The organism is Mesorhizobium sp. CA12, assembly GCF_020165255.1.
In the GTDB taxonomy this organism is placed as follows: Bacteria; Pseudomonadota; Alphaproteobacteria; order Rhizobiales; family Rhizobiaceae; genus Mesorhizobium.
The window spans coordinates 224,797-249,969 of record NZ_JAIUHT010000006.1 but is presented as its reverse complement, the minus strand read 5'-3'; the positions used below and the strand labels follow the sequence as shown (position 1 = coordinate 249,969).

Genomic DNA, 25,173 nt, shown 5'->3' with positions numbered 1-25,173 from the left:
GATGTCATGGACAAATACGAAGCTGGGTTACAGCAGCTGGCAATTAGGCTTGGCTGCTAGTTCTCGACCTTGTCCGAGAGCTTGACGATTTCCCATTCCTTGCCGTTGACGGTCACGACCTCGCCGATCTTCTTGCCGAACAGAGCCACGGCCATCGGCGAGACATGGGAAATGCTGCCCTTCGACGGATTGGCCTCGTCCTCGCCGACGATGCGCCAATGCACCTTCCTGCCGTCATCACCTTCCAGGGTGACGCCCATGCCGAAGCGCACCACGTCGCTGCCCGGCTCCGGCACCGAAAGCTCCGCGCTTTCGCGCCGCGCGGTCCAGTAGCGCAGGTCGCGCGATACGACAGCGAGGCGTTCGCGGTCGCCGCGCCTTTCAGCCTTGGCCATCAGGTCGCGCAGCTCGGCGAGATTGTCCTCGATCATCGCCAGGCCGCGCTCCGTCACCAGATTGCGGTGCGTGCTGACCGGCCGTTCGCCGACGCCGGCAATGGCGTTCTCGCTGTCTTCTTCGCGCGTGAAAGCTCTGCTCATGCGGTGAACTTAGGCTTGGCGAGGCGACTGCACAAGCGGTTTGCCGATGAGCCCGCCTTGGCACGATTCCTGCGACAGACAGGGCGAAACGCCAGGACCTGTGCCTATGTTGAACAGACGAACGCTGCTTGCCCGGACTGCCGGCTTCGCCGTCGCTGGCGTCTTTGCCGGCAAGGCATCGGCCAAGTCGCTGCCGGGCATCGAGATGGCCGCGATGCGCGGCTCGATCAACGCCACGGAGATCGGCGTGCAGCCGGGCGCGGTCGACGACCAGAGCAAGGTTTTTGCCAGGATGCTGGCCGAGGCCAGCGACCGCGACCAGCCGGTATTCCTGCCGCCGGGCAGCTATCTCGTCTCAAACCTGAAGCTGCCCGCACGCGTGCGCCTGTCGGGCGTGCCAGGCGCGACGCGCATCGTCTATGGCGGCAACGGCCATCTGATGATGGCCGAACAAGCCGAGCATATCGAGCTCAGCGGGCTGGTGCTCGACGGCGCCAACCGCTGGCTAGCCGACTACACGCAGGGGCTGCTCGACCTGCGCCGTGTTGCCCATCTCGTCATCGACAATTGCCAGGTGACTGGCAGCGGCAAGAACGGGCTGGCGCTCGAGCATGCCGTCGGTCGCGTCGGCCGCTCGGATATTTCGGGTGCTGCAGATGCCGGCATCTATTCAGTCGAGGCCGACGGGCTGGAGATTTCGGGCAATAACATTTCGGACTGCGCCAATGGCGGCATACTGGTGCATCGCTGGCAGGCTGCGGAAGACGGCACCATCGTCAGCGGCAACCGCGTCCAGAGGATCGGCGCGCGCAGCGGCGGCACCGGGCAGAACGGCAACGGCATCAACGCCTTCCGCGCCGGCAACGTCATCATCTCCGGCAACGTTATCTCCGACTGTGCTTTCACCGCGGTCCGCGCCAACAGCTCAAGCAATTTGCAGATCACCGGCAACACCTGCTCGCGCTCGGGCGAAACCGGGATCTATTCGGAATTCTCCTTCGAAGGCGCAATCATCAGCAACAATCTGGTCGACGGCGCCGCCAACGGCATCTCGATCGTCAATTTCAACGAAGGCGGGCGGATGGCCGTCTGCTCGAACAATATCGTGCGCAACCTCTCGACCACCGGCCCCTACACCGCCGATCCGCCCGGTTTCGGCGTCGGCATCAGCGCCGAGGCCGACACGACGGTGTCCGGCAACGTCGTCGAGAACGCGCCGCTCTATGGCATGCAGCTCGGCTGGGGTCCGTATCTGCGCAATGTCGTGGCGACAGGCAACATCATCCGCAAGGCGGGCACCGGCATCGTCGTTTCGGTCGTCGAAGGTTCCGGCAGCGCCGTCATCTCGGACAATGTCATCGACGGCGCGAAAAACGGCGCCATTGTCGGCCAGCGCTGGGCCGATCCAGTGACCGGGGACCTCACGCAGTCAACCGATACGGGCTACGCGCATCTCACCGTGGAGCGCAACAAGGTGAGTTAGGCCACGGCCACGATGATATGCGCCTGGATCTTGGCGGCAATTTCGCCGCTACCATGTCTGTCGGCTATTGCGGCTTCGGCGTAGTCAGTTGCCGACTCCAATCTTCCGGCCTCCCTGGCCTCGATCTCATTGCGAAGCACGGTGCCCTGACAGTAGGCGATGGCGGGAACGCGTGGCGAGGATGCGCGGCTCTGCTCAGCCCTGGTGTCGATCGTCACATCGGAGAATCCCGCGGCTTCGAGGTCGCTGCGGATCAGGTCCTTGTCGTGATAGCCATGCGGCGTGCGCGCCAGGAAGCGCGGCGGATCATGCGGAAATATCCTGGCGAGAGCATTCGTCACGTCATCGGCGAATATATTCTCCTCGATGCGATCCCAAACGCTGAAGAGGAAATGTCTGCCGGGCTTCAGCACACGCTTTGCCTCGCGATAGGCAGCGGAACGGTCGGGAAAGAACATGGCGCCGAACTGACAACAGACGAGGTCGAAGGCCGCATCCTCGAAAGGCAGCTTCAGGGCATCCGCCTGGCGCCAGGTAATGCGGCTGTCGGGCCCCTGGCGCGAAGCCGCATAATCGAGCATCGGCTGGTTGAGGTCGGTTACGATGTAGCTGGCACCAGGAGAGAGTTTCGGCGCCAAGGCACGGGTGACGGCTCCGGTGCCCGCGGCGGTTTCCAAAATGGCCAAGGGTGAGAAGGATGCCGCCCGTTGCGCGGCCTCCGCGGCATAGGCCTCGAAAATCAACGGCACCATATGACGATCGTAATTTTCCGGGATCGACCCGGCAAACACCTTGTCCGCTTCCAGCATAACCAGCGCCCAGCATCCGATTGGTGGTGAGGGAGACTAGCAGAAACATGAACTCGCTGCTGTTCGGTTTTGCGGAGAACCGGCGCCGTCCAGGTCGCCAGCGAGGAAAATCGGCAATTTCAGAATTAGATACACATTGTGTATGCAAAAATGCTAAACCGGTAACGAAAGGATTTGCCATGGCTACCAAAAATCAAGATACCCACGCCAAGCCCGTCAATCTGCGCATCCGCGAGGATGTCCGCATCCTGATCGACCGCGCCGCGAAGATCCGCGGGAAGACCCGATCCGACTTCATGATCGACGCTGCCTACCGCGCAGCCGAAGACACGCTGCTCGACCAGACGCTCGTCAAGGTCGATGCCGAGAGCTATCGGCACTATCTCGATATCCTCGACCAGCCGCCGAGCGGCGAGGGATTCGCCCGCCTGATGAATGCGCCCAAACCTTGGCGGGACTGATGCTTTCGGCGCCAGCCCTTTTAGCCGATGCGCACGAGCTCGACCTTTTTCAAAGCGGGACCGACAGCCTGGATCAGTGGCTTCGGCGGCGGGCGCGCGCTAATCAAGTCGGCGGGGCGTCCAGAACCTATGTGGTTGCGGAAGGTACGCACGTCGTCGGTTACTACTGCCTTTCATCGGGCGGACTTGACCTGGCGGATGCGCCCGGTTCGATCCGGCGCAATATGCCCGATCCCGTACCCATGGCTGTGCTTGGCCGTTTGGCTGTCGATGCGAACTGGCAAGGCAAGGGTCTGGGTGTTGCTCTGCTGCAGGACGCGGTGCTGCGGACGGGCCAAGCGGCAGCTATTCTCGGCATTCGCGGTCTCCTGGTTCATGCCATATCGGATGAAGCCAAGACGTTTTATGAGCGCTATGGCTTCCAGGCTTCCCCAAAAAATCCGATGACTTTGGTGCTGTCGCTGAAGACAGCTAGTTGAGCGCCGCCGTCGGCCGCAGCAAGCCGACCTTGGCGCCGACGCGGCTTTCGACCGGAGGATCGGCAAGCTCGGTGAGCCTTGCCGCAACCGCTTCATCGCCGTTCAGCAGCTTCGCCAGCACGGCGGCGATCATCACCTCCGCCGCCCTGCCCGCGCCGTCATCGCATTTCAAGGCAATGCCGAGGCCAAGTTCGGGCAATGCCGCGCAATAGACGCCTTCGGCGCCGGTCTTGACGAAGATGCGACCGGGTGCCGCCTGCATCAGCGTGACGTCGGCCTTGCCGGTGCCCGCGACCAGGAACGGCTCGGCCATGCAGGCCGAAAGCAGCCGCTTCGCCGCCTTGGCGCGCGCGGGCGCAAAGCCGCTGCCCGTCGCCATACGGGCAAAGCCCTGAGCAAAATTCTTCAACGGCACGGCGTAGGTCGGGATCGAGCAGCCGTCGATACCGCAATGGTCGACGTCATGCGCCGCGCCGGTCACGGACTGCATGGCGTCGCGCACCATCTCCTGCAGCGCATGGCCGGCTTTGACATAGCCGGCGTGGGAAATGCCGGCATGCACGCAGGTGCAGAGGAAACCGGAATGCTTGCCGGAGCAGTTGTTGTGCAAGGCGTTCGGCACGTTGCCGGCGCGAGCGAGCGCGATGGTGGCGTCGTGGCTCGAGGGCCAGTGCGCACCGCATTCCAGCGCCGTCCTGTCGAGGCCTGCCCTGGCGAGCATCGCGTTGGCCAATTCGACATGGGCCGGCTCGCCCGAATGCGAGGCGCAGGCCAGCGCCAGCTCGCGGTTGCCGAAGCCGTAGGCATCGGCGGCACCCGATTCGACCAGCGGCAATGCCTGGATTGCTTTCACCGCCGAGCGCGGGAACACCGGGCGGTCCGTATCGCCGATCTCCCAGACGGCCTTGCCGTCGGCGTCGAAGACGGAGACCGCGCCGCGGTGGGCGCTTTCGACCACCTCGCCGCGCGTGACTTCGACCAGAACCGGATTTGTCATGTTGCCTCCCGCACGCGCCGCCCTAAGGAGGGCGCGCTTTGATGCGGGCCGCTTCTACCTGATCCGGTCGAGGATGGAAACGTAGTTGGCGACCGCCGCGCCACCCATGTTGAAGATGCCGCCGAGTTTCGCGCCCGGCACCTGGATGCCGCCGGCTTCGCCGGTGAGCTGCATGGCTGTCAGCACATGCATCGAGACACCGGTAGCGCCGATCGGGTGGCCCTTGGCCTTCAGGCCGCCGGACGGGTTGACCGGCAGCCGACCGTCCTTTGCGGTCGTGCCATCCAGCGCCAGCCTGGCGCCCTCGCCTGGCTTGGCGAGCCCCATCGCTTCGTATTCGATCAGCTCGGCGATAGTGAAGCAGTCATGCGTCTCGACGAAGGAGAGGTCGTCGAGCGTCACGCCGGCCTTCTTCAGCGCCTGCTCCCAGGCGCGCTCGCAACCCTCGAAGGAGAGGATGTCGCGCTTCGACATCGGCAGGAAATCCTGGACATGTTCGTTGGCGCGGAAAGTCACGGCGCGGCGCATCTTCAGCGCCGTCGCCGTGTCGGTGAGAACGAGCGCCGCGGCGCCGTCGGAGACCAGCGAGCAATCGGTGCGCTTCAGCGGACCGGCGACGAACGGGTTCTTCTCGCTTTCCTGGCGGCAGAACTCATAGCCGAAATCCTTGCGCATCTGGGCGTAGGGATTGTCGACGCCATTCTTGTGGTTCTTGGCGGCGATCATGGCAAGCGCGTCCGATTGGTCGCCATAGCGCTGGAAATAGGCCTGCGCGATCTTGCCGAAGACGCCGGCAAAGCCAGCCGGCGTGTCGCCATCCTCCGGCAGGTAGGAGGCCTTGAGCAGGTTCTTGCCGATCTCGGGTCCGGGCGTGGTCGTCATCTGCTCGGCGCCGACCACCAGCACGACACGGGCGGCGTTGGCGTCGATGGCGCGGATGCCTTGACGGACGGCGGCCGAGCCAGTGGCGCAGGCGTTCTCGACGCGCGTCGCCGGCTTGAAGCGCAGCCGGTCATCGGCCTGGAGCACGAGGCTCGCGGTGAAATCCTGCGGCGAGAAGCCGGCGTTGAAATGGCCAAGCACGATCTCGTCGACATCGTCCGGACCGATGCCGGCGTGGTCGAGCGCTTCGACGGCGACCTTGGTGATCAGGCCCTCCAGCGTCTGGCCTTCGAGCTTGCCGAAGCGCGAATGCGCCCAGCCGACGATGCATGCGGTCATGGCAGCCTCCATTTGCGCCGCAGCCTAGCACGATCGCGCGCGGCACGTGATTCAATATTGTTCAATAGTGAACCGTTTTCCAGCCCCAGGCATGGACCAGATCGAAATGAAAGGTTGATCCCACGTCGATTTTTTATTGATTGATCCGTCAATAAAAAATAATCTAACCGCAGAACCGGATTCCAAAATGCCGAAAATCGGAATGGAGCCAGTGCGCCGCAAGGCGCTGATCGACGCGACGATCTCGGCGATCGGCGAGCGCGGGTCGTTGGACGTGACGATGTCGGAGATCGCCGGCCGCGCCGGCGTGTCGTCGGCGCTGGCGCATCACTATTTCGGAGCGAAGGACGAACTGCTCTTCGCCACAATGCGGCACATCCTCGCCGAGCTCAACACCGACACAAGGCGCGCGTTCGGCATTGCCGCCACGCCGCGCCAGCGCGTCTCGGCCGTCGTCGCCGTCAGCTTTTCCGACGACCAGTTCCAGCCTCAGATCATCGCGGCCTGGCTCGCCTTTTATGTCGAGGCGCAGAAATCGACGGAGCTGCGGCGGCTGCTGCGCATCTATGCGCGGCGGCTCAATTCGAACCTGATGAGCGGACTGACCGGCATCCTGCCTCGGACCGAGGCCGACCGCGTGGCGGAAGCGACCGCGGCACTGATCGACGGGCTCTACATCCGCCGCGCGCTGAAGGACGGCGTGCCCGACGCGCAGACCGCGATCGCGCTCGTGGAAGACTATCTCGAAACCAAGCTCAACGGACGGAGCCTGCCTTGACCACCCGGCGACCCAATTTCCTGATCGTCATGGTCGATCAGCTCAACGGCACGTTCTTTCCAGACGGCCCGGCGGACTTCCTGCATGCCCCGCACCTGAAGGCGCTTGCCGCGCGCTCGGCGCGCTTCGCCAACAATTACACTGCCTCGCCGCTCTGCGCGCCTGGCCGCGCTTCGTTCATGAGCGGGCAATTGCCGTCGCGCACGGGGGTCTATGACAACGCCGCCGAGTTCACGTCTTCCATTCCGACCTTCGCCCACCATCTGCGCGCCGCCGGCTATTACACCTGCCTGTCCGGCAAGATGCATTTCGTCGGGCCCGACCAGTTGCACGGGTTCGAGGATCGTCTGACCACCGACATCTATCCCGCCGATTTCGGCTGGACGCCGGATTACCGCAAGCCCGGCGAGCGCATCGACTGGTGGTATCACAATCTGGGTTCGGTCACCGGTGCCGGCGTCGCCGAGATCACCAACCAAATGGAGTATGACGACGAGGTCGTGTTCCTGGCCACGCAAAAACTCTACCAGCTGTCGCGCGAGCAGGACGATGCGGGTCACCGTCCCTGGTGCCTTACCGTTTCGCTGTCGCATCCGCACGACCCCTATGTGGCGCGCAAGCAATATTGGGATCTCTACGAGAACTGCCAGGCGCTCGATCCTGAAACCCCGTTCATCCCGCATGACGAGCAGGATACGCATTCGCAACGGCTCTACCGGGCCAGCGACTATCAAGCCTTCGAGATCACGCCGGAACAGGTGCGCCGTTCGCGGCGCGGCTATTTCGCCAACATCTCCTATGTCGACGACAAGCTGGGCGAGATTCTGGACGTCCTCAAGCGTACCCGCATGCTCGACGACACCACTGTCCTGTTCTGTTCGGACCACGGCGACATGCTGGGCGAACGCGGCCTGTGGTTCAAGATGAGCTTCTTCGAGGGATCTGCCCGCGTGCCGCTGATGATTGCCGGCAAGGGCGTTCCGGCTGGGCCGATCAAGACACCAGTTTCCAATCTCGACGTGACGCCGACGCTCTGCGACCTCGCCGGCATAGACATCGCCGCAATCGCGCCGTGGACCGACGGCCAGTCGCTGCTGCCGCTGCTCGACGGCAAAGCGCGAAGCGGGCCGGTGCTGATGGAGTATGCGGCCGAAGGCTCCTACGCGCCGCTGGTCGCGTTGCGCGACGGCAAATACAAATTCATCCATTGCGAGCTCGACGCGCCGCAACTGTTCGATCTCGATACCGATCCGCTCGAGCGTGACAACCTCGCCGACGATCCGGCGAACGCAGCTCTGGTGGCAGCGTTCATGGACAAGGTCAGGGCCCGCTGGGACATGGCCGCCTTCGACGCCGCCGTGCGCGAAAGCCAGGCGCGCCGCTGGGTTGTCTATCCGGCGCTGCGCAACGGCGCCTACTACCCGTGGGATTTCCAGCCGCTGCAGAAGGCGTCGGAACGCTACATGCGCAATCACATGAACCTCGACAATCTCGAAGAGAGCAAACGCTATCCGAGAGGCGAATAATGGCTGACGTTCTCGTTCCCACCCTCGACCATCTGAAACAGGCCTATGCCGTCACCTCGACGGCCACGCAGGTGACGCCGCTGCTGGAGTCGGCGGCGCTCGCAAAAGAGACAGGTGCAGCGCGGATCTTCGTCAAGCCGGAGTCGCTGCAATGGGCCGGCTCCTTCAAGGTGCGCGGCGCCTATTGGCGGTTGAACCGGCTTTCGCCGGATGAAGCGAAAAAGGGGGTCGTCGCCTATTCCTCCGGCAATTTCGCGCAAGGGCTGGCGGCGGCCGGCCAGGCGCTCGGCATTCCCGTCACCATTGTCATGCCGATCGACGCGCCCGCCGCCAAGCGCGACGCGACCGCCGGTTATGGCGCGCGCGTGGTGCTGACCGACCATGGCGATCGGGCCCGCGAGGAAGTTGCGGCTGCAAAGGCGCGCGAGATCGCCGAGAGCGAGCACCTCACCTTGCTGCATCCCTTCGACGATCCTGAGATCGTCGCCGGCCAGGCCGGCGCGGGACTTGAAGCGCTCGATCAGCTGGCAATGAAGAAGGCGCAGGCCGATCTGGTGTTCTGCTCGGTCGGCGGCGGCGGACTGATCGGCGGTGTTTCGCTGGCCTTCCACTATCTGTCGCCCAAGGCCGAGATCATCGCCGTCGAGCCGGAAGGTTTCAACGGCATGGGCTCGTCGCTGGCGCATGGCGCGATCGAGACCATGCCGATCGGGCCGAAATCGATCTGCGACGGGCTGATGGCGCGCAAGCCCGGCGACGCGCCCTTCGCGGCGGTGAGCGCCGCCGGGGTGCGCGGTGTCACCGTCGACGACGCCTCGGTGCGGCGGGCGATGAAGATCGCGTTCGAGCGGATGAAGCTGGTGCTCGAACCTTCGGGCGCGGCATCGCTCGCAGCGCTGCTCGGCGGCAAGGTGGATGTGAAGGACAAGACCGTCCTTGTGGTTGCAACCGGCGGCAATGTCTCGCTCGCCGACTTTATGGCGCACATGAACAATGCTTGAAGCGGATTTCGTCATCATCGGCTCCGGCTCAGCCGGCTCGGCCATGGCCTACCGGCTGTCGGAAGACGGCAAGCACTCGGTGATCGTCATTGAGTATGGCGGCACCGATATGGGGCCGCTGATCCAGATGCCGTCCGCGCTGTCGATCCCGCTGAATATGAGCCTTTACGACTGGGGTTTCGCCAGCGAGCCGGAGCCGCATCTCGGCGGGCGCGTGCTTGCCACCCCACGCGGCAAGGTGCTCGGCGGCTCGTCCTCGATCAACGGCATGGTCTATGTGCGCGGACATGCGCATGACTTCGACCACTGGGCCGAACAGGGCGCCGCAGGCTGGGCGTTCGCCGACGTGCTTCCTTATTTCAAGCGCATGGAGGATTGCGACGGCGGCGAGGACGGCTGGCGTGGCAAAGGCGGACCACTGCATGTGCAGCGCGGCACGCGGAAAAATCCGCTCTACGGCGCCTTTGTCGAGGCAGGCCGCCAGGCCGGGTTCGAGCTCACCGACGACTATAACGGCTCCAAGCAGGAAGGTTTCGGGCCGATGGAACAGACCATTCTGGGCGGCCGCCGCTGGTCGGCGGCGAACGCCTATCTCAAGCCGGCTCTCAGACGCGGAAATGTCAGGCTGCTCAAGGGTTTCGCCCGGCGCGTGGTGATCGAGAATCAACGCGCGATCGGCGTCGAGATCGAAGCTGACAAAAAGATTCAGGTCGTTAAGGCGCGGCGTGAGGTGATCGTCGCGGCGTCGTCGATCAATTCGCCGAAGATCCTGATGCTGTCAGGCATCGGCCCGGGTGCGCATCTCCAGGAAAACGGCATCCAGGTGGTTGCCGACCGGCCGGGCGTCGGCGCCAATCTGCAGGACCACCTGGAGCTTTATATCCAGCAGGAATCGTCCAAGCCGATCACGCTGAACTCGGTGCTCAATCCCTTCTCCAAGGCGCTGATCGGCGCGCAATGGCTGTTCTTCAAGACCGGCCTTGGCGCCACCAATCATTTCGAGGCGGCAGCCTTCGTGCGTTCGCAGGCCGGCGTCGACTACCCCGATATCCAGTACCACTTCATCCCGGCGGCCGTGCGCTACGACGGGAAGTCGGCGGCGAAGTCGCACGGCTTCCAGGCGCATGTCGGCCCGATGCGCTCGAAATCCCGCGGCTCGGTGAGCTTGCGCTCTCCCGATCCGAAGGCCAAGCCGGTGATCCGCTTCAACTATATGTCGCATCCGGACGACTGGAGCGAGTTCCGCCACTGCATCCGGCTTACGCGCGAGATTTTCGGCCAGAAAGCCTTCGATGGCTTTCGCGGCAAAGAGATTTCACCGGGCAGCCATGTGCAGTCGGACGACGAGCTCGACGCCTTCATCCGCGACCATGCCGAGAGCGCCTACCATCCTTGCGGCACCTGCAGGATGGGCCGCGCCGACGACCTGACCAGTGTCGTTGACCCGGAATGCCGGGTGATCGGCGTCGAGGGGCTGCGCGTCGCCGACTCCTCGATCTTCCCGCGGGTGACCAACGGCAATCTCAACGCGCCGTCGATCATGACCGGCGAGAAGGCGTCCGACCACATCCTTGGCCGAACGCCGCTGGCGCCATCCAACCAGGAACCGTGGATCAATCCGCGCTGGCAGGTGGCGGACCGATAGGGCATTGTCGGGCAGACCGCCCGATCGGCCAACAGTTCTGGAGAAAGCCATGCGCGCCCAACCGACGGCATCGCACTACGTCAACGGCCGCTACATCGAGGACGAAGGCGGTGCGCCGCTGCCGGTGATCTATCCGGCGACGGGCGAGACCATCGCAACGCTGCATTCAGCGACGCCGAACGTTCTGGAGCTCGCCATCGAAGCCGCCCGGGCCGCGCAGCCGGCCTGGGCACGGTTGAAGCCTGTCGAACGCGGCCGCATCCTGCGCCGCGCAGCCGACATTCTGCGCGCACGCAATGCCGATCTGGCCCGCATCGAGACGCTGGACACCGGCAAGGCTATCCAGGAGACGCTGGTGGCCGACGCCCCTTCGGCCGCCGACTGCCTGGAATATTTCGCCGGAGCGGTCGCCGCCTTCAATGGCGAGATGATCGATCTCGGCGGACCCTTCGCCTACACGCGACGCGAGCCGCTCGGCGTTTGCGTCGGCATCGGCGCCTGGAACTATCCCATCCAGATTGCCGGCTGGAAGTCGGCGCCGGCTTTGGCCATGGGCAATGCCATGGTGTTCAAGCCGTCGGAGAACACGCCGCTTTCGGCTCTGGCGCTGGCCGAAATATACAGCGAAGCGGGGCTGCCCGACGGATTGTTCAACGTCGTGCAGGGTTACGGCGATGTCGGCGCAGGTCTCGTCGGCCATGATGTCGTGGCAAAAGTTTCGGTGACCGGCTCGGTGCCGACCGGCCGCAAGGTGCTGTCGCTTGCCGGCTCGAAAATGAAGCACGCGACGATGGAGCTCGGCGGCAAGTCGCCGCTGATCATCTTCGACGACGCCGATCTCGAGAACGCCATCGGCGGCGCCATGCTCGGCAACTTTTATTCCACCGGCCAGATCTGCTCGAACGGCACGCGCGTCTTCGTGCAGAAAGGCCTGCACGACCGCTTCGTCGAGCGGCTTGTCGAGCGCACCAAGAAAATCCGCATCGGCGATCCGCTCGATCCGGAAACGCAGATGGGTCCGCTGGTCAACAAGGCGCAGCAGGACAAGGTCGTTTCCTATATCGAAGCCGGCAAGCAGGATGGCGCCAGCCTAGCCTGCGGCGGCAATTTGCCGTCACTGCAGGGTTTCGAAGGCGGTTTTTTCATCGAGCCGACGGTGTTCACCAATGTCGCCGACACCATGCGGCTCGCGCGCGAGGAGATTTTCGGACCGGTGATGAGCGTGCTCAAATTCGACAGCGAGGACGAGGTGATCGAGCGCGCCAACGATACCGAATTCGGGCTGGCGGCGGGCGTGTTCACGCGCGACCTGCCGCGCGCGCATCGCGTCATCGCCGAGCTGCAGGCCGGCACCTGCTGGATAAACGCCTACAATCTCACGCCGGTGGAAATGCCTTTCGGCGGCGTCAAGCAGTCCGGCATCGGCCGCGAGAATTCGCTGGCGGCGCTGGCGCATTATTCACAGCTGAAGGCGGTTTATGTCGAGACGGGGGACGTGGCAGCGCCCTACTGAATAGTTACGGGCGCACATTCTTAGGAAGGGCTACGATGATCTTCTTGATCACTCCCTCGTCCACGTCAAGGTCCGAAATCAAGACGACCACATTTGATCTGAGCCTGCTCGTGACTGCCCCACCGAACCGGAACAGCCCGCTCCTGACATACACTGGTCGGGTAAGTTTCAGATGAGCGGCCAACGAAGCCCTACTGGATATAAAGCTTACGCGCTGGACGTTGCTCCAAGGCATCGGGCCATCCAGCTGCCGCCTATCCCATAAGGTTTCTCTCGTGAGAATGAGCGATGGACGTGAACTCGCCGCGTCCATTGCCGCCCTTGCTAGCATTCCCGCGAACAGTGCGCCGACAAGAAGACAGCCGAGGATCCCAGCAAGCCACCCTAGCCGGTCGAGTGAATTTCCTGCTTCCCAGTTTTGGACCGCAGTGGAGTAGAAGCTCACTGAAGAAGATAGTGCCCACACCGAGGCTATACCGAAAATGGGCAAGTACCAAGGAAAGCGGGTGCGGGCTTCTATTGGGAGTTTAATCCTTGTCGGCGGAATGCCCTGTGTCTTCCAAAGGGTTGTATCGCCCGGAAGGTCTACAAAGTCGCCGGCGTCCGCCTCTTCCAACCTTTCACCCCTTCTCCGTCGTCCCGTCCAGATACTGCGTCAGCGCACAGACTAGGTGATAGAAGATGCTGGCCGGCACGTCGGTCGCCAGCGAACGGCCGCGTTCGTCGATGCGGTCGATCCACAGGCCGAGCGGCGCCGGATCTATGTGCCAGCGGAACAGGCGGCCGACGCGCGCCTCGATCTCGGGCTTGAGGTCCGGTCCGCCCGAGCCGTCGAGCGCGATTGCCGCTTTGATCGCCTCGGCCTGCGGCCAGCTTCGCGAGACCGTGTCGAGCGGCAGTCCCTGGCGCGAGACGGCGCCATAGGCGAGGCCGGTGGCGCGGTTGAGGCCGTTGGCAACGGCCGAGGCATAGAGCTTGCGCGCGAAAGCGGTGAGTTCGCCCTGGCCGCTGCGAGCGGCGAAATCGACCAGCAGCGAGGCCCATTCGAAGTGATGGCCAGGCTCGGTCCAGCTCCGCTTCTCGCCCGCCGCCGGCTTCCAGCCGTCGTCGAAATATTCACCCAGTGTCCAGCTTTCGGCATCGAAGAAATGGCTGCGGAAAAGATCGATGATGCGTGCCGCGCGGCGCAGATAGGCGCGCTCGCCCGTCGCCTTGTGCCAGGCGAGGAAGGCCTCGAGCAGATGCATGTGCGGATTGGAGCGCCGTTCCTCCGCGCCGTCGGAGGTTTCCAGAAAGCCGGTCAGGCGGGCATCCTCCAGATGCACGTCGAGGAAGGCGAATGTCTCCTCTGCGAGCCGCAACGCGTCGGGATGGCCCGACATATGGGCGTGGGCGAGCGCCAGAAGCACGCAGGAATGGTCGTAGGCATCCTCGACCGGATCGGCGACCGAGCCGTCGATGTTGAGCGTGCGCACCCAGCCGCCGCGATCGGTGCGGCCCTGCCCCGCCATGAAGTCGATGCCGTGCGCGATCAGCCGGTCGGCCGGGCCGTCCCAGCCGCGCTCCTTGGCGACCGCGAAAGCATAGACCTGACGCGCCTGGGTGCGCATGCGCTTGGGTTTCATCAGCGGCGCGGCGTCGAAGCCCAGCGCCTCGTGGAAGCCGCCATGGCGTTCGTCGACGCCGAGCGTCGACCATAGCGGCAGCGTCTCCTCGAACAGCCAGTGGCGCACGCGGCGCCGCCAGGCGCCGCTCTCGATGACGCGGTCATGCGCCGGCGTGAACCTTGTTTCGAGCCGGCCGGATTTCTCCAGTTGCTCGACGATCTTCTTGACGTGCTGGCTGTGGCTGACCGGCGCGACGAACGTCGCATCGGCCGTGGAGACGATCGCCACGTCCTTCATGCCGATGGCCGACAGCAGCCGACCCTCGCTGCGGATATAGGAATTCTCGCAATCGATGGCGACGACGTCTCCAACGATGACGTTGCCGCCCTTGTCGGACGGGCCGACATCGAGCAGCGACTGCCAGGAGCCGAGATCGTTCCAGCGGAAGCCGGCGGGCACCATGGCGATATCTTTCGCCTGCTCCATGATGGCGTAGTCGATCGAGGTCGACGGGATCGCGGAATAAAGGTCCAGCGGCATATAGAGGCCGGACAGATCGCTGGTCGCAGCCTTGTAGGCGGCTTCCGTCGTCCGCCAGATTTTCGGTTCATGGGCCGCGAAGGCGTCGCGCATGGCGCCGGCGCGGAACAGGAAGATGCCGGTGTTCCAGTAGAAGCTGCCGGCGTCGACATAGGTCTGCGCGGTGGCAAGATCGGGCTTCTCGACGAAGCGCGAGACGTCGAAGACACCGTCCTGGCCTGCCCCGACCTCGATATAGCCATAGCCGGTCTCGGGCTGTGTCGGTTTCAGGCCGAACACCACGAGCCGGCCGGCATTTGCCGCGGCAGCGCCCGCCTCGATGCTTTGCCAGAACTGGCCAGGCGTCGAGATCTCATGATCGGACGGCACCACCAGAACCAATTCGTCGCCATAGTCGGAGAGCGTGCGCAGGCTGGCCAGCGCCACGGCGGCGGCCGTGTTGCGGCCCGTCGGCTCGAACAGCGGTCCGCCGCCGGCCAGATCGATGCCGGCAAGGTCGGCATGGACGCGGTCGGCGTGACGCTCCGAGGCGATCAGGAAAATCGGCGTCTCGCCTTGCGTGCGCGCCGCCAGCCGGCGCACGGTCTTGGCCAGCATCGAGCCATCGCCGGAGAAGTCGTGGAACTGCTTGGGGTTGTCCTCGCGCGATAGCGGCCACAGCCGCGACCCGACGCCGCCGCTCATGACGAAACTGACGATGCGCTGGCTCATGAACGACCCTGTCAAAAGTCCGGCTCCCATGGGTCGGACTTACGACAAAAGCCTTTAAGCCCACCTTTACCCGACAGCCAAATCCTATGCCACTCGGGCAAGCTCCGCGAAAGAAAGGAAATGCGACAGAAGGACTGCCATTGCCGCTTGCAGGATCGGAAAGCGGCAGCTATAAGCCCGCGGTCTGGTCACGGAGTGTAGCGCAGTCTGGTAGCGCACCTCGTTCGGGACGAGGGGGTCGCAGGTTCAAATCCTGCCACTCCGACCAGAAAAAACAAGCACTTGGCCTTTCCCGAAATCGCCATCCGTCTGAAATCCGGACTGCCGTCAATCGTCGCCGTAGCTCTCCGGCAGATGGCGCCGGAGTTCCATCGCGTCGTGGAGAACGCGGCCAATTCCGATGACCTCAAGCGTCATCCGGTAGAGCAGGAAATGGCGTGGTCGCAGAACAATGCCGTGTTCGGTCCATGCTCGATCCCGACTATAGCGCAAGTGATAGCTGCGGATATTGCTTCCCAGGTCCGCGTGGGCGATGCTGCCCACCCGTTCGGGATCGGCAGCAATGTCGCGCAACGCCGCAATCAGCAACCCTTCGTAACGGACACGCGCGATCTCGCCGAAATTGACTTCCGTGTAGGCGAGTTTTGAACGATGTCTTCCTTCGCGGCTGCTGAAAGCCGGTACAGGACCATGGCGTTACAAGCCTGGTTTTTTCGCGCGTAAGCTTGCCTGCCGCCCCAGGCCATTCATAAATTTTTCGAGACTGTCTCCAGCAATATCCTCGAAACGGCCTTGCTCGATGTCGTGGAAACCGATGCTGGCTGCCTCCCTGAGCGCGGCCAGCTTTGCCGACTCCCTCGCCTCGCGCTGCTCGATCAGCCGCAAGCCATCACGCAATACCTCGCTGGCGTTCTGATAACGCCCGGTTTTCACCAGCCGATCGATCACCTCTTCGAGGTGTTCCGTCAGGACAACATTGCGGGTCGGCATCGCGGTATCAGCTCCAATTCAACAGGCATGATCTAGGGGGACGCATATTATGCCAATACCGTCGCTCGAACGATGTGTGATCTTCGAAAACAGAATCGTGCGACAACGCTCGACAACGGTTTCTCACTTTGGCCTAATGGCAACCCGCCATGCTCCTGGATGCGCGGGACCGCAGGACGGCGAACCAGGGTTGAGAGTATGAAGTTCACGCCGACGGCCATTCTACCGACAATTGCAGTCCTCTTGTTCGCGGCGGGCTGCTCATCGACCACCGCGTCGATCAGCCCGGCGAACTACGACAAAATGAACTGCCCCGAGCTCAACAATGCGGTCGGCGACACCGCGACCGATATTTCACGCACCGCAATCGCTCGCGGCAAGGTCGCCAACACCAGCGTGCCGACATGGCTGCTCGGCGGCGAGCGCGTGAAGACGGCGATCGCCAATCGCGAAACCGCGCGGATCGAACGGCTGCAGCAACAGCAGCAGGTGATCGTCGCGACGCGGAACCGGAGGTGCCCGTCCTCGCCGTGAGGCGAGCGAGGTCAAGCTTGCCCCGGCTTCAAGCGCTCATGCGGAACCGTGCCGTATCGATCGCGGCGTTCATCAGCGTCTGGGTGTAGGCTTCGCGCGGATTGTCGAAGATTTCTTGCGTCGGCCCTTCCTCGACAATCTTTCCCTGCTTCATGACGATGATGTAGTCGGCCATGGCGCGGACCACCGCGAGGTCGTGGCTGATGAAGAGGTAGGACAGCTCATGGTCGGCCTGCAGCTTGCGCAAAAGCTCGACGATCTGCTTCTGCACGGAACGGTCGAGCGCCGAGGTCGGCTCGTCGAGCACCACCACTTTCGGCTTCAGGATCATGGCGCGGGCAATGGCGATGCGCTGGCGCTGACCGCCGGAGAATTCATGCGGGTAGCGGTTGCGCGCATTGGGGTCGAGGCCGACCTCGCGCAATGCCTCGACGGCGCGCTGGTCGCGCTGCTTGCCGGTCAATGAGGGCTCGTGCACCAAAAGGCCCTCGGTGATCACCTGGCCGACGGTCATGCGCGGCGACAACGAGCCGAACGGATCCTGGAACACGAGTTGCAATTCGCGCCTGAGCGGCCGCATCGCCTGGCGGTCCGCGTCCGAAATGTCGCGGTCGCCAAAGCGGATCACGCCGTCGCTGGGCAAGAGCCTGAGCAACGCGCGGCCCAGCGTCGACTTGCCTGAACCGGACTCGCCGACGATGCCGATCGTCTGGTTGCGCTTCAGCCGGATCGAGATCCTGTCCACCGCGCGCAGCATCAGCGGCTCGCCGCCAAGGAAGCCGCCGCCGATCTTGAAGACGACTTCGACATTGCGGCCTTCGAGCAGCACCGGCGCACTGGCGGGCGGCGCCACCTTGGTGCCCGTCGGCTCGGCCGCGAGCAGCATCTTGGTGTAGGCATGCTGCGGATTGGCGAAGAGCGCTTCCGCATCGCCCTCCTCCACCACCTCGCCCAGGCGCATGACATAGACGCGGTCGGCGAAACGGCGCACGATGCCGAGGTCGTGGGTGATGAAGACGATGGCCATGCCGAGCTTGCGCTGCAGTTCGGCCAGCAGCATCAGAATCTGCGCCTGGATGGTGACGTCGAGCGCCGTCGTCGGTTCGTCGGCGATGAGGATGTCCGGATCGTTGGCCAAGGCCATGGCGATCATGACGCGCTGGCGCTGGCCGCCCGACATCTCGTGCGGATAGGATTTCATCCGCCGTTCGGGATCGGGAATGTGCACCAGTCTGAGCAATTTCAGCGCCTCTTCCCGCGCCGCCGCCGCGTTCAGCCCGCGGTGTCGGCTGATCGGTTCCATCAGCTGGTTGCCGATGGTGTAGAGCGGATCGAGAGAGGTCATCGGCTCCTGGAAGATCATGCTGATCTTGCGGCCGCGCACCTGGTTCAGCTCGCTCTTTGACATCGTCAGGAGATTGCGGCCGCGGTAGTCGACCTGGCCGGTCGCCTCGCCATTGGAGGAAAGCAGGCTCATCGCCGCCATCATCGTCTGGCTTTTGCCGGATCCGGATTCGCCGACGACGGCGACCGTCTCGCCGGCGTTGACCTTGATGTTGATGCCCTTGACGGCCTCGACCGTGCCGTCGAGGGTCTGGAAGCGGACGCGCAGGTCCTTGACGCTGAGGATCGTTTCAGAACCAGTCATCTCAGCGGTCCTTGGGATCGAGCGCGTCGCGCAGGCCGTCGCCGACGAAATTCAGGGCGAACAGCGTCGAGACGAGGAAGAAGGCCGGGAACAAAAGCAGCCAGTTGGCGTAGCCGATGTTCTTGGCGCCGACCGAGATCAGCACACCCCAGCTGGTCATCGGCTCCTGCACGCCTAGACCGAGGAAGGACAGGAAGCTCTCCAGGATGATGACCTGCGGCACCAAGAGCGTCATGTAGATGACCACCGGGCCAAGCAGGTTGGGGATGACATGGCGCAACAGGATGCCGCGCTGGCCGACGCCCATGGCCTCCGCCGCCTGGACATATTCCTGCCTGCGGATCGACAGCGCCTGGCCGCGCACGATGCGCGCCATGTCGAGCCACAACACAGCGCCGACGGCCAGGAACATCAGCACGAAGTTGCGGCCGAAAAACACCACCAGCATGATGACGAAGAAGATGAACGGCAGCGAATAGAGCACGTCGACGATGCGCATCATCACCTCGTCGACCTTACCGCCGGAGAAGCCCGCGGTCGCGCCGTAGATGACGCCGATGACGCCGGCGACGACGCCGGCGAGCAGGCCGATGGCCAGAGAGATGCGTCCGGCCATCAGCGTCCGCGAAAGCAGGTCGCGGCCGGTGTTGTCGGTGCCGAAGAAGAAATATTGCTGCTTCACGGCCGAGCTCATCGTCACTTCGAGGCCGTCGGGCGACTTGTTCTCGATCCTGGTGTCGTCGAAGGCGTCGGAGCGGTCGAGATAGCGGATGTTGCGGTCGTCGATCGGCTTGGTCGAGGTGACGGTGACGATGACGCGATTGCCGTCCTGGTGCCATTCCTTGATGTCGGCGCGCATGCGCTTGATGGCGTCGCCCAGCGCACCCTGGATCATGTCGGGTTTCGGATAGGCCGAAAAGCTCGGCGGCATGCGCACATAGTCGCCATATATGGTGGTGTATGCGTGCGGCACGACCCAGGGACCGCAAATGCTGATGACGGCGATGAAGGCCAGGTAATAGAGGCTGAGCATCGCGGCGCGGTTGCGTTTGAGCCGCGCCCAGGCGTTGCCCCAGAGCGAGCGGCCGACGATCGGCTCGGGCACGGCGACGGCGAGGTCAGTCATAGCGCACCCTCGGATCGACGACCGCATAGAGCAGGTCGACGATCAGGTTGAAGACGATGGTGAAGAGCGCGATCACCACCACGGTTCCCATGACAAGCGTGTAGTCCCGGTTGAGGGCGGCATCGACGAAGTAGCGGCCGACCCCGGGGATGGAGAAGATGGTTTCGACGATGATCGAGCCAGTCAACAGCGCCGCCGCCGCCGGACCAGTGAAGGAGACGATCGGCAGCACGGCGCCGCGCAGCGCGTGCTTGACCACCACCGACCAGTCGGACAGGCCGAGCGCGCGGGCGGTGCGGATATGGTGCGAACGCAGGCTCTCGATCATGGAGCCGCGCATCAGGCGGGCAACGATGGCGATCTGCGGAAGAGCCAGCGTCAGCACCGGACCGACCTTGTTGATCAAGGCGCCGTCGCCCCAGCCGCCGATCGGCAGCAGCTTCCAGGACAACCCGAAGACGAGCTGGATCACCGGCGCGGTGACGAAGGTGGGGATGGTGCTGCCGGCAGTGGCCAAAGCGATTACCGAATAATCGCCTATTTTGTTCTGGTTGAGCGCGGCGATGGTGCCGAGGATCGAGCCCAACAGCAGCGCCAGCACCAGTGCCGAGCTGCCGATCTGTACCGAGATCGGCAGGCCCTTGGCGAAGAGTTCGGTGACGGTGAAATCCGGCAAATTGTAGCTTGGGCCGAAACTGCCGCGCAAAAGATTGCCGAGATAGTGGACATATTGCAGCCAGAGCGGATCGTTGAGGCCGAACTGGGCTTCGAGATTGGCCCTGATCTCCGGGCTTAGGCCCCGCTCCTGGTTGAACGGGCCGCCTGGCGCGACGCGGATCAGGAAAAACGCCACCGTCACGATGACGAACAGCGTCGGGATGGCGGTCAACAGCCGCCGGAAGACATAACGCAGCATCGGCGCCCCGCTTCAGCCAGGGCGACAGGCTCTCCAGTCGAAGATCCGTGGCGCGCCGGCATCTCTGATCTTCGCACCGGGCAGCCCGAAAATCCAATCCGACTTTCGGCCCGGCACGACGACAGACCGCGACCGCCGCTCCCAAAAAGAGAGCGGCGGCACGGCCAAGGTTTCTTGTCAGTCCTTGGAGATGAAGCGGGACGGATGAATGTCCATCACATTGTCGTCGAAGCCATGCAGCTTCGAGGAAACGATGTCGTGGTAGCTGTAGTAGAGAAGCGGGATCTCGCCGACGTCGTCGACCAGGATGCGCTCGGCTGCGGCGAGGTCCTTCATGCGCTCCTCGGGCTTGCCGCCTGCGGCAGCCGCCTTGTCCATGGCGGCTTCATAGGCAGGGCTGTTGTAGTTCGAGTAGTTGTTGCCGCTCGCCTTGCGCGAGATGCCGAGGAAGGTCTCGGGATCCTTGTAGTCGGCGATCCAAGCGGCACGGGCGACGTCGTAGTTGCCCTTCTGCTCGAGGAAGCTGTAATGGGTCTTGGTGTCGGTGTTGAGCAGCGTCACCTCGACGCCGAGCGGCTTCAGCTGTTCCTGGATGGCCACCGCCGTGTTCTTATGGTTCTCCGAGGTGTTGTAGCGGATCTCCATCTTCAACGGATGCTCGGGTGTATAGCCTAGCTTTTCCAGGATCTTCTTGGCCGCATCCTCGCGGTCGATCTGCGGCATGTCGGCGTATTTGGCCAGTGCCGGCGTGTAGCCCTCGATGCCCGGAGGCACCATCGAATATCCAGGCAGCATCGAGTTCTGCCAGACCTTCTCGGCGAGGAAGTCGCGGTCGATCGCCATCGAGATGGCGTTGCGCAACTCGACATTGTCCCAAGGCGCCTTGTCGGTCTTGACCGCGTAATAATAAGTGCCGAGATACGGCCCGACACGGACTTGGTCGCCGAATTTGGTTTTGAGATCGGCGAGCTGCTCGGTCGGCAGGTCGCCATAGCTGTCCAGCTCGCCTGCCTCGAAACGCTTCATCGCCGACGAGCGATCCTCGGTCGGGATGTAATTGACCACGTCGAGCTTGACGCTCGCGGCGTCCCAGAATTTCGGGTTCTTGACCAATTTCATATGGTCGTTGGGAATCCACTCCGCCAGCGTATAGGCGCCATTGGAGACCAGCTTGCCCGGCTTGATCCAGTCGGCGCCGAGCTTGTCCATGGAAGCCTTGTTGACCGGATAGGTCGCTTGGTGGGTCAGCATCTCCAGGAAGTAGGGCGTCGGAGCCTTCAGCGTGACTTCAAGCGTGTTGGCGTCGATCGCCTTCACGCCCATATCCTCGGCCTTGCCTTTCTTGGTGTTGAAGTCCTCGGCGCCCTTCACCGGATAGAGCATCGAGGCGTATTCTGCAGCGGTGGCCGGATCTTCCAGTCGATGGAACGAATAGACGAAGTCGTCCGCCGTCACCGGAGTGCCGTCCGACCAGAGCCCGTCCTTGCGCAGCTTGAAGGTGTAGACGGTGCCGTCATCCGATACCGTCCAGCTTTCGGCGGCGCCCGGAATGAGATTGGTCTTCTGATCATGCATGACGAGGCCCTGGAACAGGTCGCGTATGATATCGGCTTCGTAGACAGTCGACGTCTTGTGCGGATCGACCGTCTCCGCCTCGGCGGCGGCGCCGCGGTTGTAGACGGTTTCGGCGAAGGCAGGCGTGTAGAATGTGCCGGTGGCCAAGGCCAATGTGGTGGCGAACACCGTCGCCTTCAGCATGTCTTTCAGCATGAAGTTTCTCCCTGTCGGCGCAGCCCCTCAGCCGCGCCTTCTTAAGTTTTGACACCTCGGAACCGTTGAAACGGCCCCGTTTCAGGCGTGCCGCCGGTTCCTTCCGGCGGCTGGTGGCAGGAGACTAGACAGAGCGAAATCTTATTTCAACCATTGCCTGCTTGACGCAAAGTGAGCGCCATAACGCTAAAACAGCGAAACCTAAAGCTTAGAGCTTGCTTTCAACTTGCCACACCTGCCGGTTGTTCCAGCTGTTTTCTGTTTTTGCAGGCGGCCTTTGGCATTCTCCGCGCCATGCTGAAGAACCGAAAATTGCTTGTTCCGTGGTGTCGTTTCCGGGCTGACGCCACGGGCACGTCGGCAATCGAATTTGCCATGCTGGCGCCGGTCTTCATCCTGCTTCTGCTCGGCATGGTTGCATATGGGATTTATTTCGGCGCCAGCCATTCGGTGCAGCAGATCGCCGCCGACGCGGCGCGCACCGCGATTGCCGGCCTCAACCAGACCGAGCGGCAGGCGCTGGTTACCGATTTCATCACTCACGATGTCTCGGGCTATCCGTTCGTCGACGCCAACAAGCTGACCGTCAACGCGCAGGACAGCGCCGTCGACGGCAGCCAGTTCGTCGTCTCGGTCACCTACGATGCGCGCAACCTGCCGATCTGGAACCTGTTCCGGACGCTGCCGCTGCCGGGCACGACGATCCAACGTCAATCGACGATCCGCGTCGGAGGCATATGATGCCCATCAAGGGGGGGCTGGAGCGGCTTATCGTTTCCCGAAAAGGCCAGACCGCTCCATCTGTTTTCAGTGACGCAATTCCGGACGGAAGGCTACGGCGAGGTCGCCGAACTCAACCGCTTCGCACTTTTCCTGGAATTGCTTTCATGGCGGCGACGCGACGGCTGCTCGCCGACCGGAGCGCGAATTTCGCCGTCATGACCGCGCTGTGCACGCCGGTGGCGCTGGCGCTGACCGCCTTCGCGATCGACGAAGGTTCCCTTTACAACGAGCGCCGCGCCGCGCAGTCGATCGTCGACCTTGCCGCAATCACCGCGGCCTCGAACATCACCAACGCCCAGCAGGCGGTGCTGACCGCGCTCAGCGACAACGGCATCACCTCGGTCGCCGTGCAGCAACAAGGCGCGACCGTGGCGCCGACCGCCAGCAAGGCCGTCGTCCAGGTCGTGCCGGGGCGCTACACGGGCGTCAGCACCATTGCCGCCGGCAGCCGGTTCGAGGCGGGCAAGCTGCCCTACAATGCGGTCCAGGTTACGCTCAAGAAACAGGGTACGCTTTATTTCGCCGGCTCGATCATGGCGCCGCCCACTCTCGGTACGACCGCTATCGCCAGCGCGCAGCCGCAAGCGGCTTTTTCGGTCGGCTCGCGGCTCGCCAGTCTCAATGGCGGCATTCTCAACGCGCTTCTCGGGGGCCTTCTCGGCGGCAACATCTCGCTCAGCGTGATGGACTACAATTCACTGGTGTCGGCCGATGTCGACGTTCTTTCGTTCACCGATGCGCTGGCGACGCAACTGCATCTGACCGGCGTTTCCTACAACGACGTGCTCGCCTCCAAAGCAACGATCGGCCAGATCGCCACGGCAATGGCCAATGTGCCGGGGCTCGACCGCACAGCCAAACTCGCTCTGCAGACCATGGCCTCCAGCGCCAGCAATACGGTCAGGATTCCGCTCAGCACCCTCATCGATCTCGGCTCCGTCGGCGATCTCGGCATCGGGCAAAAGCCGGCCGGCCTCAACGTGACAGCCAGCGCGCTCAGCATGCTCACCGCGGCTGCCGCCCTGGCGAACGGCACGAACCAGGTGGCGGTCGATCTCGGCGCCACTATCCCGGGGCTGGCATCGACGACGCTTTCGATCGCCATCGGCGAGCCGATGCAGAATTCGGCCTGGCTGGCGGTGGGAGAGGCAGGCACCGTGGTGCGCACGGCGCAGACCCGCATCAAGCTCAACGCCAGCGTGACACTCGGCAATTCCAATCTCGGCGGCGGCACCAGTCTTGTCGCCGTCCACCTGCCGCTCAACGTCGAAGTGGCCTATGCCGAAGCGAAGCTGACCGACATCACTTGCCCGACGGGTCCCTCCAGCATCAAGGTTTCGATCGCCGCGCAGCCGGGCGTGGTCTCAGCCCATCTCGCCAACAGCAATGCCAGCGGCTTCGCGGATTTCACCAAGCCGCAGTCCTTCTCCGACGCCGATATCGCGGACCTGAAGCTGTTGCTCGTCCCGCTGCTGCAGGTGACCGGCTCGTCGGCCTTCTCGGTCACCAACATGACGCCGACCAACCTGACCTACAACGCCACCGACATCGCAAACAAGGCGATCAAGACGGTGTCGACGAAGAACCTGACGCAGTCGCTGACGACATCGCTGGTCAACAATCTGACGCTCTCGGTCAATGCGCTGGGGCTCGGCCTCGACGTGACAGCCCTGCTCGGCACGGTGAAGCCGGCGGTGACGACGCTGCTCAACGGCGTGACCGCGCCGGTCGACGACCTTCTCTACAATGTGCTTGGAGCTCTGGGCGTCCATGTCGGCGAGGCCGACGTGCGCGTGACCGGCGCGACCTGCGGGCGTTCTGTGCTGGTGCAGTAGTCAGATTGTATAGATAATTAAATTTGCCTCTTCAAAGAGGTTTAGCCCGTCGAAATCGACATATATGGTCTGCCCCGGCGACTTAACTGCGTCTAGCATTTCTGAAACAGCCCGGACGTTCCCTCTAGATAACGATATCGATGCTTTTCCAGCCTCTATCTTAATCAAGTGCTCATCACCCTCAGAAACTGATACCTGAAGTCCAGATATACCTCCCGAAAACGTTGCGTTAAATTCGGATGAGATGTCGAAAATATCTTG

Annotated in this window: 23 protein-coding genes and 1 tRNA gene; 13 read left to right on the top strand and 11 right to left on the bottom strand. The window is 63.3% G+C overall.

The window, feature by feature from the left end:
- Positions 1-56: 56 nt before the first annotated feature.
- Positions 57-539: a transcription elongation factor GreA gene (greA, locus tag LB520_RS13030; protein ID WP_140845738.1), complete on the bottom strand. Its 483-nt coding sequence runs from the start codon at positions 537-539 to the stop codon at positions 57-59.
- Positions 540-645: 106 nt separating this feature from the next.
- Here greA and LB520_RS13025 point away from each other — a divergent pair, with 106 nt between their 5' ends.
- Positions 646-2,022: a TIGR03808 family TAT-translocated repetitive protein gene (locus LB520_RS13025; RefSeq protein ID WP_224637758.1), complete on the top strand. Its 1,377-nt coding sequence runs from the start codon at positions 646-648 to the stop codon at positions 2,020-2,022.
- Here the strand turns inward: LB520_RS13025 and LB520_RS13020 are convergent.
- Positions 2,019-2,831, bottom strand: a complete 813-nt coding sequence (locus tag LB520_RS13020) for a class I SAM-dependent methyltransferase (protein ID WP_224637757.1) — start codon at positions 2,829-2,831, stop codon at positions 2,019-2,021. The two genes, LB520_RS13025 and LB520_RS13020, sit on opposite strands and share 4 nt — an antisense overlap.
- A 179-nt stretch (positions 2,832-3,010) precedes the next feature.
- On the opposite strand from LB520_RS13020, the gene LB520_RS13015 reads away from it, so the two are divergent.
- A complete protein-coding gene (locus LB520_RS13015; protein ID WP_140845735.1) occupies positions 3,011-3,292 on the top strand; it encodes a DUF1778 domain-containing protein in 282 nt (93 codons plus the stop codon).
- On the top strand, positions 3,292-3,771 hold the full coding sequence (locus tag LB520_RS13010) for a GNAT family N-acetyltransferase (RefSeq protein WP_224637756.1): 480 nt from the start codon (positions 3,292-3,294) through the stop codon (positions 3,769-3,771). Before LB520_RS13015 ends, LB520_RS13010 begins: the two co-directional genes overlap by 1 nt.
- Here LB520_RS13010 and LB520_RS13005 read toward each other — a convergent pair.
- Together LB520_RS13005 and LB520_RS13000 are read right to left on the bottom strand one after the other, a co-directional pair.
- Positions 3,764-4,768, bottom strand: coding sequence for an asparaginase (locus LB520_RS13005; protein ID WP_224637755.1), 1,005 nt, complete (start codon positions 4,766-4,768; stop codon positions 3,764-3,766). The genes LB520_RS13010 and LB520_RS13005 overlap by 8 nt on opposite strands.
- Before the next feature lie 54 nt (positions 4,769-4,822).
- Positions 4,823-5,989: an acetyl-CoA acetyltransferase gene (locus LB520_RS13000; protein ID WP_224637754.1), complete on the bottom strand. Its 1,167-nt coding sequence runs from the start codon at positions 5,987-5,989 to the stop codon at positions 4,823-4,825.
- A 187-nt stretch (positions 5,990-6,176) separates the two neighbouring features.
- Here LB520_RS13000 and betI point away from each other — a divergent pair, with 187 nt between their 5' ends.
- From betI to betB, 5 genes are read left to right on the top strand one after another with little or no spacing between them, the layout of a single operon-like run.
- Positions 6,177-6,767 carry a transcriptional regulator BetI gene (betI, locus tag LB520_RS12995; RefSeq protein ID WP_224529972.1) on the top strand — a complete coding sequence of 197 codons (591 nt, stop codon included), beginning with the start codon at positions 6,177-6,179 and terminating at the stop codon, positions 6,765-6,767.
- On the top strand, positions 6,764-8,293 hold the full coding sequence (gene betC / locus LB520_RS12990; protein ID WP_224637753.1) for a choline-sulfatase: 1,530 nt from the start codon (positions 6,764-6,766) through the stop codon (positions 8,291-8,293). The genes betI and betC overlap by 4 nt, the downstream gene beginning before the upstream one ends.
- Positions 8,293-9,294 (top strand): threonine/serine dehydratase, encoded by a 1,002-nt coding sequence (locus tag LB520_RS12985; protein ID WP_224637752.1) that lies wholly within the window; start codon positions 8,293-8,295, stop codon positions 9,292-9,294. The genes betC and LB520_RS12985 overlap by 1 nt, the downstream gene beginning before the upstream one ends.
- Positions 9,287-10,939 carry a choline dehydrogenase gene (gene betA, locus LB520_RS12980; RefSeq protein WP_224637751.1) on the top strand — a complete coding sequence of 551 codons (1,653 nt, stop codon included), beginning with the start codon at positions 9,287-9,289 and terminating at the stop codon, positions 10,937-10,939. The genes LB520_RS12985 and betA overlap by 8 nt, the downstream gene beginning before the upstream one ends.
- Before the next feature lie 49 nt (positions 10,940-10,988).
- Positions 10,989-12,452 carry a betaine-aldehyde dehydrogenase gene (betB, locus tag LB520_RS12975; protein WP_224637750.1) on the top strand — a complete coding sequence of 488 codons (1,464 nt, stop codon included), beginning with the start codon at positions 10,989-10,991 and terminating at the stop codon, positions 12,450-12,452.
- A 4-nt stretch (positions 12,453-12,456) separates the two neighbouring features.
- Here betB and LB520_RS12970 read toward each other — a convergent pair whose 3' ends face one another.
- Complete coding sequence (locus LB520_RS12970; RefSeq protein WP_224637749.1) at positions 12,457-13,068, bottom strand: hypothetical protein; 612 nt, start codon at positions 13,066-13,068, stop codon at positions 12,457-12,459.
- A 4-nt stretch (positions 13,069-13,072) separates the two neighbouring features.
- Positions 13,073-15,310, bottom strand: a complete 2,238-nt coding sequence (locus LB520_RS12965; RefSeq protein WP_224637748.1) for an AGE family epimerase/isomerase — start codon at positions 15,308-15,310, stop codon at positions 13,073-13,075.
- Positions 15,311-15,501: 191 nt separating this feature from the next.
- On the opposite strand from LB520_RS12965, the gene LB520_RS12960 reads away from it, so the two are divergent.
- Both LB520_RS12960 and LB520_RS12955 read left to right on the top strand, forming a co-directional pair.
- A tRNA-Pro gene (locus tag LB520_RS12960) sits at positions 15,502-15,578 on the top strand.
- Positions 15,579-15,592: 14 nt separating this feature from the next.
- Complete coding sequence (locus LB520_RS12955) at positions 15,593-15,958, top strand: hypothetical protein (RefSeq protein ID WP_181174895.1); 366 nt, start codon at positions 15,593-15,595, stop codon at positions 15,956-15,958.
- Positions 15,959-16,006: 48 nt separating this feature from the next.
- On the opposite strand, the gene LB520_RS12950 is transcribed toward LB520_RS12955, so the two are convergent.
- The gene (locus LB520_RS12950; protein WP_140845724.1) at positions 16,007-16,300 is read right to left on the bottom strand and encodes a type II toxin-antitoxin system ParD family antitoxin; all 294 of its coding nucleotides are present in this window, start codon (positions 16,298-16,300) and stop codon (positions 16,007-16,009) included.
- Between the two features lie 243 nt (positions 16,301-16,543).
- Here LB520_RS12950 and LB520_RS12945 point away from each other — a divergent pair, with 243 nt between their 5' ends.
- Positions 16,544-16,834 carry a hypothetical protein gene (locus LB520_RS12945; RefSeq protein ID WP_318012091.1) on the top strand — a complete coding sequence of 97 codons (291 nt, stop codon included), beginning with the start codon at positions 16,544-16,546 and terminating at the stop codon, positions 16,832-16,834.
- 28 nt (positions 16,835-16,862) lie between these two features.
- Here the strand turns inward: LB520_RS12945 and LB520_RS12940 are convergent, their stop codons facing one another.
- The 4 genes from LB520_RS12940 to LB520_RS12925 form a co-directional block, all read right to left on the bottom strand.
- A complete protein-coding gene (locus tag LB520_RS12940; protein WP_140845722.1) occupies positions 16,863-18,482 on the bottom strand; it encodes an ABC transporter ATP-binding protein in 1,620 nt (539 codons plus the stop codon).
- 1 nt (position 18,483) lies between these two features.
- Positions 18,484-19,608, bottom strand: coding sequence for an ABC transporter permease (locus tag LB520_RS12935; RefSeq protein WP_224604849.1), 1,125 nt, complete (start codon positions 19,606-19,608; stop codon positions 18,484-18,486).
- Positions 19,601-20,524: an ABC transporter permease subunit gene (locus tag LB520_RS12930; protein ID WP_095766839.1), complete on the bottom strand. Its 924-nt coding sequence runs from the start codon at positions 20,522-20,524 to the stop codon at positions 19,601-19,603. Before LB520_RS12930 ends, LB520_RS12935 begins: the two co-directional genes overlap by 8 nt.
- 177 nt (positions 20,525-20,701) lie before the next feature.
- Positions 20,702-22,294 (bottom strand): peptide ABC transporter substrate-binding protein, encoded by a 1,593-nt coding sequence (locus LB520_RS12925; protein WP_224637747.1) that lies wholly within the window; start codon positions 22,292-22,294, stop codon positions 20,702-20,704.
- 375 nt (positions 22,295-22,669) lie between these two features.
- Between LB520_RS12925 and LB520_RS12920 the strand changes: the two genes are divergently transcribed.
- Both LB520_RS12920 and LB520_RS12915 read left to right on the top strand, forming a co-directional pair.
- Positions 22,670-23,035 carry a TadE family protein gene (locus LB520_RS12920; protein WP_245340453.1) on the top strand — a complete coding sequence of 122 codons (366 nt, stop codon included), beginning with the start codon at positions 22,670-22,672 and terminating at the stop codon, positions 23,033-23,035.
- A 146-nt stretch (positions 23,036-23,181) separates the two neighbouring features.
- Complete coding sequence (locus LB520_RS12915; protein ID WP_224637746.1) at positions 23,182-24,912, top strand: TadG family pilus assembly protein; 1,731 nt, start codon at positions 23,182-23,184, stop codon at positions 24,910-24,912.
- Positions 24,913-25,173: the final 261 nt, after the last annotated feature.

Excerpts from the sequence above, each read along its gene's own strand:
- LB520_RS12965 (WP_224637748.1), bottom strand. The coding sequence starts at position 15,310 with ATGAGCCAGCGCATCGTCAGTTTCGTCATGAGCGGCGGCGTCGGGTCG.
- LB520_RS12920 (WP_245340453.1), top strand. The coding sequence starts at position 22,670 with ATGCTGGCGCCGGTCTTCATCCTGCTTCTGCTCGGCATGGTTGCATAT.
- betA (WP_224637751.1), top strand. The coding sequence starts at position 9,287 with ATGCTTGAAGCGGATTTCGTCATCATCGGCTCCGGCTCAGCCGGCTCG.
- LB520_RS12950 (WP_140845724.1), bottom strand. The coding sequence starts at position 16,300 with ATGCCGACCCGCAATGTTGTCCTGACGGAACACCTCGAAGAGGTGATC.
- betB (WP_224637750.1), top strand. The coding sequence starts at position 10,989 with ATGCGCGCCCAACCGACGGCATCGCACTACGTCAACGGCCGCTACATC.
- LB520_RS13020 (WP_224637757.1), bottom strand. The coding sequence starts at position 2,831 with ATGCTGGAAGCGGACAAGGTGTTTGCCGGGTCGATCCCGGAAAATTAC.
- LB520_RS12930 (WP_095766839.1), bottom strand. The coding sequence starts at position 20,524 with ATGCTGCGTTATGTCTTCCGGCGGCTGTTGACCGCCATCCCGACGCTG.
- greA (WP_140845738.1), bottom strand. The coding sequence starts at position 539 with ATGAGCAGAGCTTTCACGCGCGAAGAAGACAGCGAGAACGCCATTGCC.
- LB520_RS13015 (WP_140845735.1), top strand. The coding sequence starts at position 3,011 with ATGGCTACCAAAAATCAAGATACCCACGCCAAGCCCGTCAATCTGCGC.
- LB520_RS12935 (WP_224604849.1), bottom strand. The coding sequence starts at position 19,608 with ATGACTGACCTCGCCGTCGCCGTGCCCGAGCCGATCGTCGGCCGCTCG.
- LB520_RS13025 (WP_224637758.1), top strand. The coding sequence starts at position 646 with ATGTTGAACAGACGAACGCTGCTTGCCCGGACTGCCGGCTTCGCCGTC.
- LB520_RS12925 (WP_224637747.1), bottom strand. The coding sequence starts at position 22,294 with ATGCTGAAAGACATGCTGAAGGCGACGGTGTTCGCCACCACATTGGCC.
- LB520_RS12940 (WP_140845722.1), bottom strand. The coding sequence starts at position 18,482 with ATGACTGGTTCTGAAACGATCCTCAGCGTCAAGGACCTGCGCGTCCGC.
- LB520_RS12985 (WP_224637752.1), top strand. The coding sequence starts at position 8,293 with ATGGCTGACGTTCTCGTTCCCACCCTCGACCATCTGAAACAGGCCTAT.
- LB520_RS13005 (WP_224637755.1), bottom strand. The coding sequence starts at position 4,768 with ATGACAAATCCGGTTCTGGTCGAAGTCACGCGCGGCGAGGTGGTCGAA.
- LB520_RS13000 (WP_224637754.1), bottom strand. The coding sequence starts at position 5,989 with ATGACCGCATGCATCGTCGGCTGGGCGCATTCGCGCTTCGGCAAGCTC.
- LB520_RS12915 (WP_224637746.1), top strand. The coding sequence starts at position 23,182 with ATGGCGGCGACGCGACGGCTGCTCGCCGACCGGAGCGCGAATTTCGCC.
- LB520_RS13010 (WP_224637756.1), top strand. The coding sequence starts at position 3,292 with ATGCTTTCGGCGCCAGCCCTTTTAGCCGATGCGCACGAGCTCGACCTT.
- betI (WP_224529972.1), top strand. The coding sequence starts at position 6,177 with ATGCCGAAAATCGGAATGGAGCCAGTGCGCCGCAAGGCGCTGATCGAC.